At 35.0% G+C, this 12,871-nt stretch carries 18 protein-coding genes; 10 read left to right on the top strand and 8 right to left on the bottom strand.

Going from position 1 to position 12,871, the window contains the following annotated elements; genetic code table 11:
- Positions 1 to 159: 159 nt before the first annotated feature.
- Complete coding sequence (locus MWG72_RS14980) at positions 160 to 399, top strand: HTH-like domain-containing protein (RefSeq protein WP_017482479.1); 240 nt, start codon at positions 160 to 162, stop codon at positions 397 to 399.
- Between the two features lie 79 nt (positions 400 to 478).
- On the opposite strand, the gene MWG72_RS14975 is transcribed toward MWG72_RS14980, so the two are convergent.
- Positions 479 to 739: a metal/formaldehyde-sensitive transcriptional repressor gene (locus MWG72_RS14975; protein ID WP_247144388.1), complete on the bottom strand. Its 261-nt coding sequence runs from the start codon at positions 737 to 739 to the stop codon at positions 479 to 481.
- A 56-nt stretch (positions 740 to 795) separates the two neighbouring features.
- Here MWG72_RS14975 and dmeF point away from each other — a divergent pair, with 56 nt between their 5' ends.
- From dmeF to MWG72_RS14945, 6 genes are all read left to right on the top strand, one after another.
- Positions 796 to 1,728, top strand: a complete 933-nt coding sequence (gene dmeF, locus MWG72_RS14970; protein ID WP_247144387.1) for a CDF family Co(II)/Ni(II) efflux transporter DmeF — start codon at positions 796 to 798, stop codon at positions 1,726 to 1,728.
- A gap of 112 nt (positions 1,729 to 1,840) precedes the next feature.
- Positions 1,841 to 2,161 (top strand): type II toxin-antitoxin system RelE/ParE family toxin, encoded by a 321-nt coding sequence (locus tag MWG72_RS14965; protein ID WP_247144386.1) that lies wholly within the window; start codon positions 1,841 to 1,843, stop codon positions 2,159 to 2,161.
- The gene (gene nadS / locus MWG72_RS14960; RefSeq protein WP_004282080.1) at positions 2,154 to 2,426 is read left to right on the top strand and encodes a NadS family protein; all 273 of its coding nucleotides are present in this window, start codon (positions 2,154 to 2,156) and stop codon (positions 2,424 to 2,426) included. The genes MWG72_RS14965 and nadS overlap by 8 nt, the downstream gene beginning before the upstream one ends.
- Positions 2,427 to 3,043: 617 nt before the next feature.
- Positions 3,044 to 3,253 carry a hypothetical protein gene (locus tag MWG72_RS14955; protein ID WP_159138980.1) on the top strand — a complete coding sequence of 70 codons (210 nt, stop codon included), beginning with the start codon at positions 3,044 to 3,046 and terminating at the stop codon, positions 3,251 to 3,253.
- A gap of 249 nt (positions 3,254 to 3,502) precedes the next feature.
- The gene (locus tag MWG72_RS14950) at positions 3,503 to 4,957 is read left to right on the top strand and encodes a SulP family inorganic anion transporter (protein ID WP_247144385.1); all 1,455 of its coding nucleotides are present in this window, start codon (positions 3,503 to 3,505) and stop codon (positions 4,955 to 4,957) included.
- Between the two features lie 212 nt (positions 4,958 to 5,169).
- Positions 5,170 to 5,781, top strand: a complete 612-nt coding sequence (locus tag MWG72_RS14945; RefSeq protein WP_247144384.1) for a recombinase family protein — start codon at positions 5,170 to 5,172, stop codon at positions 5,779 to 5,781.
- A gap of 634 nt (positions 5,782 to 6,415) precedes the next feature.
- Here MWG72_RS14945 and MWG72_RS14940 read toward each other — a convergent pair.
- A complete protein-coding gene (locus tag MWG72_RS14940) occupies positions 6,416 to 6,997 on the bottom strand; it encodes a hypothetical protein (RefSeq protein ID WP_247144383.1) in 582 nt (193 codons plus the stop codon).
- Positions 6,998 to 7,121: 124 nt separating this feature from the next.
- Here MWG72_RS14940 and MWG72_RS14935 point away from each other — a divergent pair, with 124 nt between their 5' ends.
- Positions 7,122 to 7,541, top strand: coding sequence for a hypothetical protein (locus tag MWG72_RS14935; protein ID WP_247144382.1), 420 nt, complete (start codon positions 7,122 to 7,124; stop codon positions 7,539 to 7,541).
- Positions 7,542 to 7,721: 180 nt separating this feature from the next.
- Here MWG72_RS14935 and MWG72_RS14930 read toward each other — a convergent pair whose 3' ends face one another.
- From MWG72_RS14930 to MWG72_RS14905, 6 genes are all read right to left on the bottom strand, one after another.
- Positions 7,722 to 8,198: a hypothetical protein gene (locus MWG72_RS14930; RefSeq protein ID WP_247144381.1), complete on the bottom strand. Its 477-nt coding sequence runs from the start codon at positions 8,196 to 8,198 to the stop codon at positions 7,722 to 7,724.
- A gap of 130 nt (positions 8,199 to 8,328) precedes the next feature.
- Positions 8,329 to 8,523: a hypothetical protein gene (locus tag MWG72_RS14925; RefSeq protein ID WP_180111835.1), complete on the bottom strand. Its 195-nt coding sequence runs from the start codon at positions 8,521 to 8,523 to the stop codon at positions 8,329 to 8,331.
- A gap of 201 nt (positions 8,524 to 8,724) precedes the next feature.
- Positions 8,725 to 8,868: a hypothetical protein gene (locus MWG72_RS14920; protein ID WP_001125247.1), complete on the bottom strand. Its 144-nt coding sequence runs from the start codon at positions 8,866 to 8,868 to the stop codon at positions 8,725 to 8,727.
- 12 nt (positions 8,869 to 8,880) lie between these two features.
- A complete protein-coding gene (locus MWG72_RS14915; RefSeq protein WP_247144380.1) occupies positions 8,881 to 9,456 on the bottom strand; it encodes a plasmid replication DNA-binding protein in 576 nt (191 codons plus the stop codon).
- Complete coding sequence (gene repM, locus MWG72_RS14910) at positions 9,449 to 10,399, bottom strand: replication initiation protein RepM (protein WP_247144379.1); 951 nt, start codon at positions 10,397 to 10,399, stop codon at positions 9,449 to 9,451. The genes MWG72_RS14915 and repM overlap by 8 nt, the downstream gene beginning before the upstream one ends.
- A gap of 593 nt (positions 10,400 to 10,992) precedes the next feature.
- Positions 10,993 to 11,334, bottom strand: a complete 342-nt coding sequence (locus MWG72_RS14905) for a hypothetical protein (protein WP_247144378.1) — start codon at positions 11,332 to 11,334, stop codon at positions 10,993 to 10,995.
- Positions 11,335 to 11,638: 304 nt separating this feature from the next.
- On the opposite strand from MWG72_RS14905, the gene MWG72_RS15565 reads away from it, so the two are divergent.
- A complete protein-coding gene (locus MWG72_RS15565) occupies positions 11,639 to 11,761 on the top strand; it encodes a hypothetical protein (RefSeq protein WP_276520302.1) in 123 nt (40 codons plus the stop codon).
- A gap of 603 nt (positions 11,762 to 12,364) precedes the next feature.
- Entirely contained in the window at positions 12,365 to 12,703 is a 339-nt protein-coding gene (locus MWG72_RS14900; RefSeq protein ID WP_247144377.1) for a hypothetical protein, read from the top strand.
- The last annotated feature ends 168 nt before the right edge of the window (positions 12,704 to 12,871 follow it).

Below are 12,871 nucleotides of genomic sequence, written 5' to 3'. Positions count from 1 at the left end.
AACCACCCTAAAAAACCAGAAAAAGTCGACTTGGAAACAAGTCGGCTTTTTTTAATCATATTTGTCATCTTTCGCCAATAAGATTGAACAAAGAATTGACAATCAAATTTATATAAATTATATTTTTTATATAAATTTGATTAATTGGATAAATTAGATATGAGTGAGCAACAGATATATGAGCGTATTCGATTGGCTATGAATGAAGCTCCTAGAAATAGACAAACGGCAGAGCTACATTTGCAAATGATTAAATATGCAGATGATTTAAAAAATATAACATCTAAAGAGTTCTGTGAAGGTGTCGGACTACCCCTTAGTTACGGTACTGAATTTAGTAAAATGAGAAACATTACTGAACGCTTAAAAGCAGCAGGCCTTAAGGTAAATATGATTTAAAAGCTAATAAAAGGGCTTAGTCATGACTAAGCCCTTTTAAATTTCGCATAAGAGATTTTATGTTAAATGAGACAATTATTTAGTTATATTTTTTGAGTATTTCTAAAAATTTATCTAATTCTTGTTGATTATATTCGCCTTGTAACACATGGGTTTTAAGATGTTGTTCTGTGAGTTCATTCATAAGACCATTAATTGCACCTTTAATCGCAGCAACTTGCTGTAAGACAGCTATGCATGAAACATCTGGATCATTAACTGCAGTTTCTACAGCATTCATTTGACCTTGTAATCTTCGAATTCTATTCAAAACTTTTTTATCTGTCTGTAAATGACTCATAGAAGGACTCAATAAAATAAAATATACTACTGGGGAGTATATTAGCTAAATTTCATATGACCAATAATATTCTATCTTCAAAACATTCCCATGAATTTGATCAAGGAAATCCTTTAGCTCAAAAGAAAATATTATTAGCTACCCTACTTACTGGGGTGATGATGATAGCTGAAATTATGGGAGGATATATATTCAACTCTATGGCTTTATTAGCAGATGGTTGGCATATGAGTTCTCACATGGTTGCTTTAGGTTTAGCCTATATCGCATATAAAGCTGCCAGACACTACGCTAAGGATTCGAGGTTTTGTTTTGGAACTTGGAAAATTGAAATTTTAGCAGGCTATAGCAGTGCAATTTTATTGATGATAGTTGCTATTGTTATGTCTATTAGCTCAATTGATAGATTATTGAATCCTGTTGTTATTCATTATGATGAAGCAATTTTTATTGCAGTAATTGGGTTATCTATCAATTTAGTTTGTGCTTGGCTATTACATGATGACCATAGCCATCACAGTCATGATAATCATGGTCATCACCACCATAGTCATGACCATCATGACCTTAATCAAAAGGCTGCTTTCCTTCACGTAGTTGCTGATGCTGCTACATCAGTTCTTGCCATTATCGCCCTTATTGCAGGTAAATATTTTGGTTGGGATTTTTTAGATGCTGTCCTTGGGATAATAGGTGCGATTCTAGTAGCTAAATGGGCTTGGGGATTAATTAGTCAAACAGCTAAAATTTTATTAGAAGCTGAAATGGATGAACCTGTTATCGAAGAAATTAAAGAAGTGATTCAAGAACTGGATATTAAGACAGATATTGTTGATATACATGTATGGCAGGTTGGTAGAGGTAAGTTTTCTTGTATTTTATCTTTAGAAACAGATACGCTTTCTTTAACTCCAATCATGGTCAAAAAAGCTTTATCTATTCATGAAGAAATTGTTCATGCAAGTATTGAAGTAAACCATAGGGTATAAAGAATATCTAAAATTAACATAATACGGATTATGCGAAACGAGAGCCTATAGCTCTCGTTTTTTCGTTCTAGAACTGCTAAAATCCCTATACGCCATTGACGTACTTCAACCTATGTTATTCATTGAAACCAGTATTTTTACCAAGCAAATTAAAGAGCTTGTGAACGATGAAGAGTATCGTCAGCTTCAGCAGGATCTTTTGGTACAACCTGATAAGGGCGACTTAATCAAAAATGGCGGTGGCATTCGTAAAGTACGTTGTGCTCAAGGTAATAAGGGTAAAAGTGGCGGTATCCGGGTGATCTATTATTGGGTCACAGAAGCTGATCAGATCTTTTTCCTGGTGGCTTATCCAAAGTCAGTAAAAGATGATCTGACAGACAAAGAAACCTCGATCCTACGCCAATTAGTAAAGGAGCAATTTCATGGATAACAGCTTATTTGATGACTTGGTTGCTTCGATTAAAGAAGCTGGTGCCATCAAACGCAATGAAATGAAAGCAAGCCGAGTGACTGAGCTTGAATTACCAGATATTAAAGAAGTACGTGAGAAAACAGGTTTAACCCAGGCAGAATTCGCTGCACGTTTGCATATCAGCGCGAGAACGCTACAAAACTGGGAACAAGGTCGTCGCTATCCAACTGGTCCTGCAGCGACTCTAATTCGCATTCTGGATGCCCATCCAACTCTGATTTAAATATTTTAGATAATAAAAAACCCCGGCATCCTGCCGGGGTTTTTCATATTGGTTCGCTCGGTATAACTCCTGTCGTACCTTACAGTCCTTGTGCTTATCTATTGTTATTCTTCTATGGAACTTCCTGTTCCCGATGAGTTCATCATAGGAAAATTCCAGTATTGCGGATAGCAGCAAAGAGCAGAGATTGATGTGAGCCAAAGCGTACAAAATAGCCTAAATTTTATCCCCAGCAATTGGGGATAGTTTTGGAACCTGGATCCGTATGAGATGGGCACTGATTGCTAAATTGATCGTTTTTTGGCCAATTTTACTGGCAAAATGTTACAGATTCGCTTAAAAACTCACCAATTTATTACAAAAGCCAATTTTTTGCCTTTTCTTGGTCATGACTAAATTTTTAAGTAATTGATATTTAAATTAATATACAAGTGTACTTCGTATAATCACCATTATGTTAAATGGGTAGTACTTTAGTGGATTATTCATGCTTCCCCTTTAGAAAAACTTGCAGATCCCTTTTAAATTTGCAATTCTTGCTACCAAGGGTGTCTAGCTAAGCTAAGGCAGGTGTTTGTTGTAGTCGGGCCGCTACAATATTGATGAAGAGCACCTGTATGTTTAATTTCAAGATTTTTAATAAAGTCTCTACGGAAGTATTGACGATCAAAAATGACCTTCAGCTTAATGCTGAGCTGCAATTAATTAATAAATATAAAACGGCTACTTCTGAAGATTATAAACAGGCTATTGTTTTGATCTTTAAAGAACGTGGCTATACACGTTTGGAAATAGGTCAATTACTTAGGGAGCTAAAAGCCTCATAAAATACCGATTAAACAAAGCTTGGATATAACATCCAGGCTTTATAAAAAAGTACCTAGCTGTTACCCTTGTCCTGATTTTTTTACTCTAAAAAGTTCCTTCATCTTATGACACCTACGCCACCTTAAGTTTATTTACCATTTTAAATCTGTAAATAACTCATCACTGTCTAGTGATGTGGTGTAGTCGCTTGTGTGTTGTATATATCACATCACTAGCCTATCTGAAAAATTAAAAAACAGGCTATGTTTATGTTATCTAATGTCCGAGAACAGTGGTTCTCTAACATCCGTGGGGATGTACTTGCCGGATTAGTCGTCGGTCTTGCACTCATCCCTGAAGCCATCGCATTTTCAATTATTGCAGGTGTAGATCCTAAAGTTGGTCTATACGCATCCTTCTGTATTGCCGTCGTGATTTCTTTCGTAGGTGGTCGTCCAGCAATGATTTCAGCTGCCACAGGGGCTATGGCACTGCTTATGGTCACATTAGTCAAAGAGCATGGGCTTGAATATCTGCTGGCAGCAACAATTTTGACAGGCGTGATTCAGATATTGGCAGGCTATTTAAAGCTCGCCAAGTTAATGCGGTTCGTATCTAAATCTGTAGTTATTGGATTCGTAAATGCGTTAGCGATCTTAATTTTCATGGCTCAGTTGCCTGAACTGATTAATGTGACCTGGCATGTATATGCTCTGGTTGCTTTAGGTCTAGCGATTATTTATCTCTTTCCTTTGGTTCCCAAATTAGGAAAATTACTCCCTTCTCCACTTGTCTGTATCATTGCGATCACATTACTGGCAATCGCTTTAGGAATTGATGTACGGACTGTGGGCGATATGGGGTCTTTACCTGACACACTTCCAATGTTCTTGATTCCAAATATTCCTTTGAATATTGAAACATTGATGATTATTTTGCCTTACTCGGTAGCACTGGCAGCTGTAGGTTTACTTGAATCGATGATGACAGCAACCATCGTGGATGAAATGACAGATACGCCAAGTGATAAATATCAGGAATGTAAGGGACAAGGGATTGCGAATATTGCTTCTGGCTTTATGGGTGGCATGGCCGGTTGTGCCATGATTGGTCAATCTATGATTAACGTAAAATCAGGCGGCCTTACACGCTTATCAACATTCTCTGCGGGTATTTTTCTTCTTATTCTGGTTGTATTTATCAGCGACTGGCTCAAAGTGATTCCAATGGCTGCATTGGTAGCGGTAATGATCATGGTCTCTATCAGTACCTTTGAATGGAGTTCTGTCACTCAGTTAAAAGATAATCCTAAGAGCAGTAATATCGTCATGATTGCGACGGTGATTGTAGTTGTTGCTACGCATAACCTGGCTTTGGGTGTGTTAACAGGCGTATTACTTTCAGCCTTGTTCCTGGCGAATAAACTTGAAAACGATATCCAGGTAACAGCATCTTTTGAAGGAACAGCCCGTTTATATGATTTGAGAGGTCAGATCTTCTTTAGTTCTTCTGAAAAATTCATGCAAGGTTTTGACTTTAAAGAGGATGTAAAGGATGTGATTATTGATTTGACCCATTCTCACATTTGGGATGTAACATCAGTCGCCATGCTTGATTCTGTTGTAAATAAATTTCAAAAGAACGGTGTGAATGTCAATGTGCGTGGCTTAAATGAAGCCAGCTCTATCATGATTGATAAGTATGGAACACATGCCAGAATCTAAGAGCAGGAGATTCTACGTTTATGTAGAATCTCTACAATTAACATAATACGCGTTATACGAATTCCCAGAGCATGGCTTTCAGGCATGCATTTTGTTTATCAAAAGAGTATAGCTGAATGATAACGAGCCAAATCGCATACAATATCTATCATTAGACTTAATGCAATAATCAAATGATAGTGTTATCATTAATCTAATAGAATTAAGATTAAATGATAGAAATGAATACACGTATTTATCTACGAGCTTCAACTAAAGATCAAGATGCAGAAAGGGCTTTGCAGATTCTTCAGGATCTAAACCAAAACTTGAATTTTGGCGAAACCATTGTGTACGTGGAAAACTATAGTGGTACGAAGTTAGACCGACCTGAATTGAATAAGCTACTGTCAGAAGCAAATCAAGGTGACACCTTGTTGGTTGAAAGTATTGACCGATTATCACGCCTAACCCAACAGGATTTTCAAGAGCTGAAGCGCAGGATTCAGGAGAAAGGACTTCGATTAATTGTGGCAGATCTTCCTACTACCTACCAAATGATTCAAACCAATGACAGCATTACTCATTCAATCTTGGAACTCATCAACAATATGTTGATTGATCTCCTGGCAACAATGGCCCGCCTGGACAATGAGAAACGTATAGAACGTATTAAGCAGGGCCTGGCACGTTCGGGTTACAAGCCAACAGGTAAGAAAGCCAATGAGGCTAAGCACAAACGAATAAAAGAATTGCTAGCAGCTGGCAATATGACTAAGGAAGAAATTGCCAAAGCAGTGAATTGTGGAGTTGCAACTGTTTATCGAGTTGCTAAAGTCATTTAAAAAGGCTTGTATCAGTGCTTCCCTTATGTCATATCTATTTACAAAGGAGCAAGGCATTCTTAAAAATCAAAAGACGGAATTAATGATGAAAAAGCATTTGATTTTTCTTGTTTTTATAGTGATGGTTTTTATTTTAGCTCTAGTTGTAAAGATTAATAATGATCATAAAAAAGGGCAAGCATTAAACAAATTGGAACTAGTTGAAAAGTAAATCCATTAGGTAAAAATTGACTTATACTTATTTAAATAACGCTAATAACTAAGCCCAAAGAACACCTAGACCCAGTGCTACACACGCTTAGTTTTTTATATTTCAAAAGAGTATTTTAGCAAATATCATAAAAGACCGGTCTATTCTCAAGCCGGTTTTTTATATCGCCGAGCATCATGGCTTCATCATAGATATATGAATATTAAGATAAATAAAAAGCCCTATAGTCTCTCCCGTTACTATAAGGCTTATAAATCTCTGCAATTTTTTTCTTAACTACCTACTTTTCCGATGTAGGTTGTGAATATATTTTACCTATTGGTAAAAATAAAGATATAAGACAAAAGATGAATATGCTAGGAATTTCGCATAACAACCATTATGTTAAATGCAATACGTTACATACTGCATCTCTCCTGATTTTTACTGTATGGAATAAGCCTCTGAAAGGCATTGTGCTGTAGTTTCATCAAGGTTATTTTCTATTTCGTTCCAACTGTCTAGATATTTTTGAAATTGATCATTCATAAAGTTTGAATCCAACGCTACCTGCATATAGTAGCCATCAACAACCAGGGCTATAAAATTTAGGTTGCTTTCAATAATGGCATATCCACCATTTTGCATTTGCAGAAAAGAGCGAGAAGCATAATCTAAATACCTGGTTTCTATTGGAGTCTTAGCAATCATTGCTGGAGAATATGCGGCAAAGGTATTTTTATTTTTTACACTATTTATTGGTAGCCAATAAAGATATCCATCTGTTTGCTTTAGACTCTCACATAGCAGCTGGTATAAATCTTGACTGCATTTTTCATTGTATTTATTTGAGTAGTCTAATAAATTTAATTTTTTATTTTTATAAATTATTGAAGGATCGATATGATTATGATGATTAATCCATAAAGTAAATATCTTAGAAATATTGGTATATTCCTGATTACTTAATTTCCCATAGTAGGGCTTTAATGGATCACAATTCTCAATCCAAGGTTCAGTTTTCATACTTGTATAGATGCCTCACTCCAACAAAACCATACTCTACGTCAGAAAATAAATATCAAGCCTGTTTTTGAGTCGATGTTCAAAAATCTACTTAAAAAAGCTAAAACATTAGAGTTAAATTTTAATGAATCAAATAGATGCAATTTTAAAACATTTTAAAGAATGGCACCCTTACGCGGGAATAGAATATTTATGGTGTAGCTGTGATGGTGAGATGGATGATGAAAATTATCCAGACGTAAAATTTGAATATAATCCAGATACTGCTTTTTTTATGGCCTTAGAAAGGCTCTTAAAAAGTGGAGATGCATGTTTGTTTTACGGTGATTGTATTGAGCATCCGAAACGCGGGGAACGTTTAACAGAATCACCAGATGAGCAGCTAGCCTTACTTAAAGAAATATGGATTGGTAAGGAAAAAATGGACAAATTAGATGAAGAGCACGGTTATTTAGGTTGGTATTTTTTATCAATTTGCCCTTATTCATTAACTCAGAAAATGTATGATGAAGATGGGAGTTTTTTAAGATGGTATGTTAATTAATTTTTGTAGAATACTCAAAAGATAGTACTTTCGGAATTTAATATTTTTTCCATTGAATTGAATAAGTACTTTAAAGTTTTCCTAAAATCAACATAATACACCTTATACGAAATCAAAAAACTTAGCTTTAAGATACTATTTTTACTATATTTTTTTAAATTTCGCATAAGCAGCATTATGCTAAGAACTTAAATTATCTTTAAATAGTTGCTTTGATTCAGTTGAGAGATGCCCATGATTGTAAATTTCTTTAAATATTTTTAAAGCAATTTCTATGTCCTGATTAACATATCGTGCACTCCACTCATCATCAAAAGGTGCAAAGGTATATATTTTTTCAGATAATACTTCATTTTTATTTATTAAACGAAAGTAGTTCCCTTCTGGATATTCATCATTTTTAGAAATACTACATCCAAGTAGATACCCATATCTTTCATCACACACTAGGCTGTAACTATCTAAATCATCATAAGCAAGGGTTGAATATTCTTCATAATACTGTGTATTGGCTTTAGTAATATTAATCTCTCCCCCGTGAAAAAAAACTTTATTAATTAAGATAGATAGTTCTTCCCAACTAATCTTTTTTAAATCAATACTAGTTTCACTATGGAAAGGATTTCTAACTATATAGCTGTATATATATAAAATCATTGAAAGAATATCCAAAGAGATTGTAATTTTTTAGACTTTCTAAAATTAACATAATACGGATTATGCGAAACGTAGATCCACGTGTTTACACTTTTTGACTTATGACACCCATTATTTAAAATAATGGGTGTTACTCTGTTGAGTTTTCAGAATTCAGTAGAATACATTTACCATCAATTTTACCAACTAAACTTATAGGCTTGGATGTTTCTACATCATCAAAAGATATCTCAACTAATAGATTTTGATCTTCGAAAGATTCTAATTCTTCAATTAATTGCTTGATAGTTTTACCACGTGTGACCCATTCTGGATTTTTAGTCATATTATTTCCAGCTATTAAATATTTCTAAAATTAACATAATACACCTTATACGAAATGCGTTATAATTCTCTTGAAAATTCAACGCTGTAGTTCCTAGTTGATAGCCCGAACATCCCTGTTCGGGCTTTTTTTATGATTTTTCACGTTCCACGCCTATTATTTAAGCAGTGTTTCACGATTTTGATTAGCTCAATTGAATAATCAGGATGCCTGGTCTTTTTCTTTTTGGCGTTCATCCAGCTCTTTCTTCAGCGCCTTTTTATCCTGGTACGATGCAATCAGCATGATCGGGATCAGCAGCGGGGCCACAATAATTCCCAGGGCAATGTCTTTCAGTTTCGGCATGATCTCTCTCCCTTAGTCATTATCAAAAACAGCATTTAGTACACGGCCAAATAAACCACGTTTTTTAGGTTGTGGCACTGCCACATTTTGCAACGTGGCATGCTGTAGCGTTTGGCTGTGGTGTGCTGTAGTTTCTTGCTGTGGCACTGCCACGTTTTCTACAATATTTAATTCATTATTCTTTTTATTATCATTGCCTTGTTGTGTTGTCGCATGCTGTGGCATATCGGTGTCGCATGCCGTAGCATCTTGTTGTGGCGCTGCCGTGGCGGGTGCAATAGTTTTTAACTCAATAAGCGTCTGCATACGGTCGATTTGCTGCATTAAACGCTCTTCACGTTCTTGGTATTTTTTAACTTCATTTTCTAAATGAATAATGAGTTTTTTTGTAGATTCATCGCTATCTGATGTAGAAGATTCAATTTGTTGAGATGTTTGCTCAGGCTCCCCAAAGCATCTAATCACTTCCGAAAGGTCAAATTGACCATCACTAGAGCGTGATAAACGCCCATTACGTACAGCTCTGTAAATGGTTGACCTATCAATATGAAATTTTTTAGATACTTCACTTAGCGATAACTTAGCCATTTACTGTGTCCTTTTTATTTGATGGCATGTATTCCACTTTTTTTAGGTATGGGGCTAGTTCTTTGATTTTTTCAGAGTCTTGTAGCATCTCAGCAATACGAACAGCAAATTGAGGATAGCTTTCAGTTCCTTGTGAATAGCGACCCATTTCAGGGAGTTCTGAAAGTTTGTTTGCAAACATATGCCGTTGAGCATCGGTCATCTTTGAAAAAAGGTCTAAGGTATTCGGATCTCTTTCTATTGATGGATTATCCTTTTTCTTCTGTTTAAACGTAAAAGAAAAACCTGAAATTGATCGACCTTTTTTATGCTGTTCATATTTTACGGTTATATCCGTATGCTCATTTATTTGTTTAATTGAAAGCTCTAAAACACGCTCTTTTAAATGAGCCATCCGTAAATATTCATTATCAAGAACGCCTAACTTCTTTCTAAATTCTTGTAGTTCTATGGTTGGGGTTTTACCAGCGCTTCGCCACTGAATTAGAAGCTCATATAAGCGAATGGCATAAGCGCTACTAAGACTACTAACTTGCTGTAATTCATATTTAGTAAATTGTTCTTCCAGTCTGGTTATGAAGGGAACAACAGCAGGTGCAAATATTAAGTCTACAGTTGCTTCATTGTCGTTATAAGCAATTTGAGATACCCAACGACTCATAACATTTCGGATATTCCCATTAGCTTTTTTCTCTTGATAGCTAAATTGACGCGCGAATAAATCCTTACAAGCATCTTTTAAGGCTTGATAAGCTGTATTACGGTGTACACCAAACTGATTGATATAACTATCTGCATGAACTTCTAATGGATCATTTGCATTAATCCCTTTCCCACTTTCCCTTGCTTCAACAATAGCCAATAAAATTAAACGTTGTTCTACTAAGTCTAAGTTATAGCTTGCGTTGATTAAGGCATTGTCTTTTACAACTAAATCTCTCATAGCCACTATTTTTTTATTGTGTATAAGTACACGTTAATATTATTTGTGTACTAATGCAAGGTAAACGTAGACATATTGCAAGGTAAACGTGGACATATTGCAAGGTAAACGTGGACATATTGCAAGGTAAACGTGGACATATAAGAGCTAAAACCCTTTCTTCATAAGGCTTTCAAGCCATCTAAAAGCATTTAAAAACTTTAAAATAATTAAAAGCCCAGGAAAGGAAAAATTGCCCTTGGTTTTCGCTTCGCTCAAACTCTATTGAATCTCGCTTTCGCTCGATTCGTTGGGGCAATTTTTGGCTCAATCCTGGAAGTGATTTAAATATTGATAAAAGCAAAGTCAAAACAATAGGAACAAATGGATTCGCTTCGCTCATAGAGCTTTTTTGCTCGCTGCGCTCGATCTAGAATCGAATTTTTATATGTAATTAAAAAGTTTTTAGATTCCAATATCTAAAAGATTGTTTTTCAGAGGGCCTAAGCGCGAATTTCAGCGATTTCACTCGTAGACACTCGTTCTGTACCTTCCTATGTGAATTTGAGCTTAAATCGCAAATGAGTGCATTTAAAAGCTAAGTTTTATAGTGATTAGATAAAATCTTTACCTTTTGTATGAGGGTCATAAGAAAAAACCGGTTTTTTAGTCTTCAATTTTTCTGTATTTCTTTCTGCATTCGTCATTTTCATTTTGTCATTAGAAGTAGGGACCATATTCTGGGACTCTAATTTTTCTATTTTATGTAGATGTACCTTTTTTTCACTCATTCCCATTTTATTCAAATTTCGTAAAACTGAACTGTAAGAAATATTGTTCGCTAGCTCAGGTAAATTAGCGTGGATTTCCTTAATGGTATAACCAGCTTCTAGCCGTTTTTCTATTTCTGGTAATACAGAGATGATGAATTTCTTAGCGCCATGTCTGGTGACCATAATGACTTCCTCTTTCTTTGATTTATGCAATTATGTGCAACTATATGCAATTAAGAGCTTTTATAAGATTTTATATGAAATTATATGCAACTATAAGCTTTTAAATGGTTTTTATTCATTTTGATGTGCAATTATATGCATTTATGTGCAATTGAACTTTCAGTGATATTGGCAAGATGTGTAATGTTGACCAACATGCAAGCATGATTGGTGCACCATTACTCCACTTATTCGCTTTCAGCTCAACGGGTCATCTTGTCCTGCGGAGCTTTTGGCATAGCCAAAATGTACTGGAAATCAAAAAATGACTGAACAGAAAAAGCCAAAACGGATACGCCAAAAAGTAATTCAAGTTGTGGTAACTGAAGCTGAAAAAAAGCAAATTGAAGAAAGTGCGGCCCAGGGAAATTTGTCGGCTTCTCAGTAGTTGCGTGATTTAGGTTTGGGCTACCAGCCTAAAAGCCTGACAGATGTAAAAACAATCCAGGAGATCCGTAGCCTAAAAGCAGATATGAATAAAGTGGGAGGACTACTGAAAAACTTAATGAATGGAGAACTGACTGATCCTAAAGAGATCCGATCTAAAGTAAATGGGCTACTGCTGGATTTTTCCAAGAACCAAAATTCAATTGATCTATTCATTTCTAAAGTCAGATCCGCGATCAAGTTTTAAAAAAGTGTAAAGTGTGTCCCCTTGTATAGTGGCTTTAGCCTGATGAATTTCGTATATGAGATTTTATGTAAAGTAGATAGTTGAAAGGCCTATGAATAGGACCTTTCGTATAACGCGTATTATGTTAATTTAATATTAGAAAGAGCTTAGCAATTCACTCAAATCTTTAGGTATTAATAAAAACACATGGCACAAAATTAAAGTAATTTAATTTTAAACTATGCATTTTTTGCACTTATAGACAGCAAATTTTAGCATGTGATTATATGTGTACATCCATTAGATATAGTTATCTTGATTTTCTTCAAAAGTGTTGCTATTGATACAGTAAATTTCATCAACCCACTTGAGCTAAAAATGACTAAAAGATTTTCAGATGATTATAATGAGTTTGTTTTTCCTGAGGAATTTACATTTACTAATGGTGAAACTGTTAGCACAGATGATATTAGAATTCAGCCTGTTAGGGATGAAGAAGAAAATAGAATACTAGCTTTTAATGTAAGTACAGATTTAGAAGGAGCTGGAACAGTTTCTAATCATCTTATTGTTCAACCTTTTAATGAGATTCAGGTTGGTTTAGGTCGTTATGATGAAGATCCAGATGAATATGAACATCCAGATGATTCTTCTTATGATACTGTTGAATATGTTTCAGATGAAACTACTGCACAAATTGAAATCAATGATATTTAAGCATTGGATGAAGATTATTAAGCGAGCCCTTCTCGCCTAAAATATAGTCCTTTATAAGATGCTTTTAAGCATAATTAGCTTTAAGTAATAATCTCCATTTAACATAATGGGCGTTATACGAACTTCATTATAAAAACACTTTTTTTTCATATAGTTAAATTTTTTTTT

The sequence above is a fragment of the Acinetobacter lwoffii genome, assembly GCF_022967985.1.
Taxonomy (GTDB): Bacteria; Pseudomonadota; Gammaproteobacteria; order Pseudomonadales; family Moraxellaceae; genus Acinetobacter.
The sequence above is the reverse complement of the archived record's forward strand: the minus strand, read 5'-3'. Positions and strand labels throughout refer to the sequence as shown.

What these genes read in the sequence shown, in the direction of transcription:
- MWG72_RS14935 (WP_247144382.1), top strand. Translation starts at nt 7,122, where the DNA reads ATGAATCAAATAGATGCAATTTTAAAACATTTTAAAGAATGGCACCCT.
- MWG72_RS14940 (WP_247144383.1), bottom strand. Translation starts at nt 6,997, where the DNA reads ATGAAAACTGAACCTTGGATTGAGAATTGTGATCCATTAAAGCCCTAC.
- MWG72_RS14920 (WP_001125247.1), bottom strand. Translation starts at nt 8,868, where the DNA reads ATGCCGAAACTGAAAGACATTGCCCTGGGAATTATTGTGGCCCCGCTG.
- MWG72_RS14925 (WP_180111835.1), bottom strand. Translation starts at nt 8,523, where the DNA reads ATGACTAAAAATCCAGAATGGGTCACACGTGGTAAAACTATCAAGCAA.
- MWG72_RS14930 (WP_247144381.1), bottom strand. Translation starts at nt 8,198, where the DNA reads ATGATTTTATATATATACAGCTATATAGTTAGAAATCCTTTCCATAGT.
- MWG72_RS14975 (WP_247144388.1), bottom strand. Translation starts at nt 739, where the DNA reads ATGAGTCATTTACAGACAGATAAAAAAGTTTTGAATAGAATTCGAAGA.
- MWG72_RS14905 (WP_247144378.1), bottom strand. Translation starts at nt 11,334, where the DNA reads ATGGTCACCAGACATGGCGCTAAGAAATTCATCATCTCTGTATTACCA.
- MWG72_RS14915 (WP_247144380.1), bottom strand. Translation starts at nt 9,456, where the DNA reads ATGGCTAAGTTATCGCTAAGTGAAGTATCTAAAAAATTTCATATTGAT.
- MWG72_RS14945 (WP_247144384.1), top strand. Translation starts at nt 5,170, where the DNA reads ATGATAGAAATGAATACACGTATTTATCTACGAGCTTCAACTAAAGAT.
- MWG72_RS15565 (WP_276520302.1), top strand. Translation starts at nt 11,639, where the DNA reads ATGACTGAACAGAAAAAGCCAAAACGGATACGCCAAAAAGTAATTCAA.
- repM (WP_247144379.1), bottom strand. Translation starts at nt 10,399, where the DNA reads ATGAGAGATTTAGTTGTAAAAGACAATGCCTTAATCAACGCAAGCTAT.
- nadS (WP_004282080.1), top strand. Translation starts at nt 2,154, where the DNA reads ATGGATAACAGCTTATTTGATGACTTGGTTGCTTCGATTAAAGAAGCT.
- dmeF (WP_247144387.1), top strand. Translation starts at nt 796, where the DNA reads ATGACCAATAATATTCTATCTTCAAAACATTCCCATGAATTTGATCAA.
- MWG72_RS14965 (WP_247144386.1), top strand. Translation starts at nt 1,841, where the DNA reads ATGTTATTCATTGAAACCAGTATTTTTACCAAGCAAATTAAAGAGCTT.
- MWG72_RS14950 (WP_247144385.1), top strand. Translation starts at nt 3,503, where the DNA reads ATGTTATCTAATGTCCGAGAACAGTGGTTCTCTAACATCCGTGGGGAT.
- MWG72_RS14980 (WP_017482479.1), top strand. Translation starts at nt 160, where the DNA reads ATGAGTGAGCAACAGATATATGAGCGTATTCGATTGGCTATGAATGAA.
- MWG72_RS14955 (WP_159138980.1), top strand. Translation starts at nt 3,044, where the DNA reads ATGTTTAATTTCAAGATTTTTAATAAAGTCTCTACGGAAGTATTGACG.
- MWG72_RS14900 (WP_247144377.1), top strand. Translation starts at nt 12,365, where the DNA reads ATGACTAAAAGATTTTCAGATGATTATAATGAGTTTGTTTTTCCTGAG.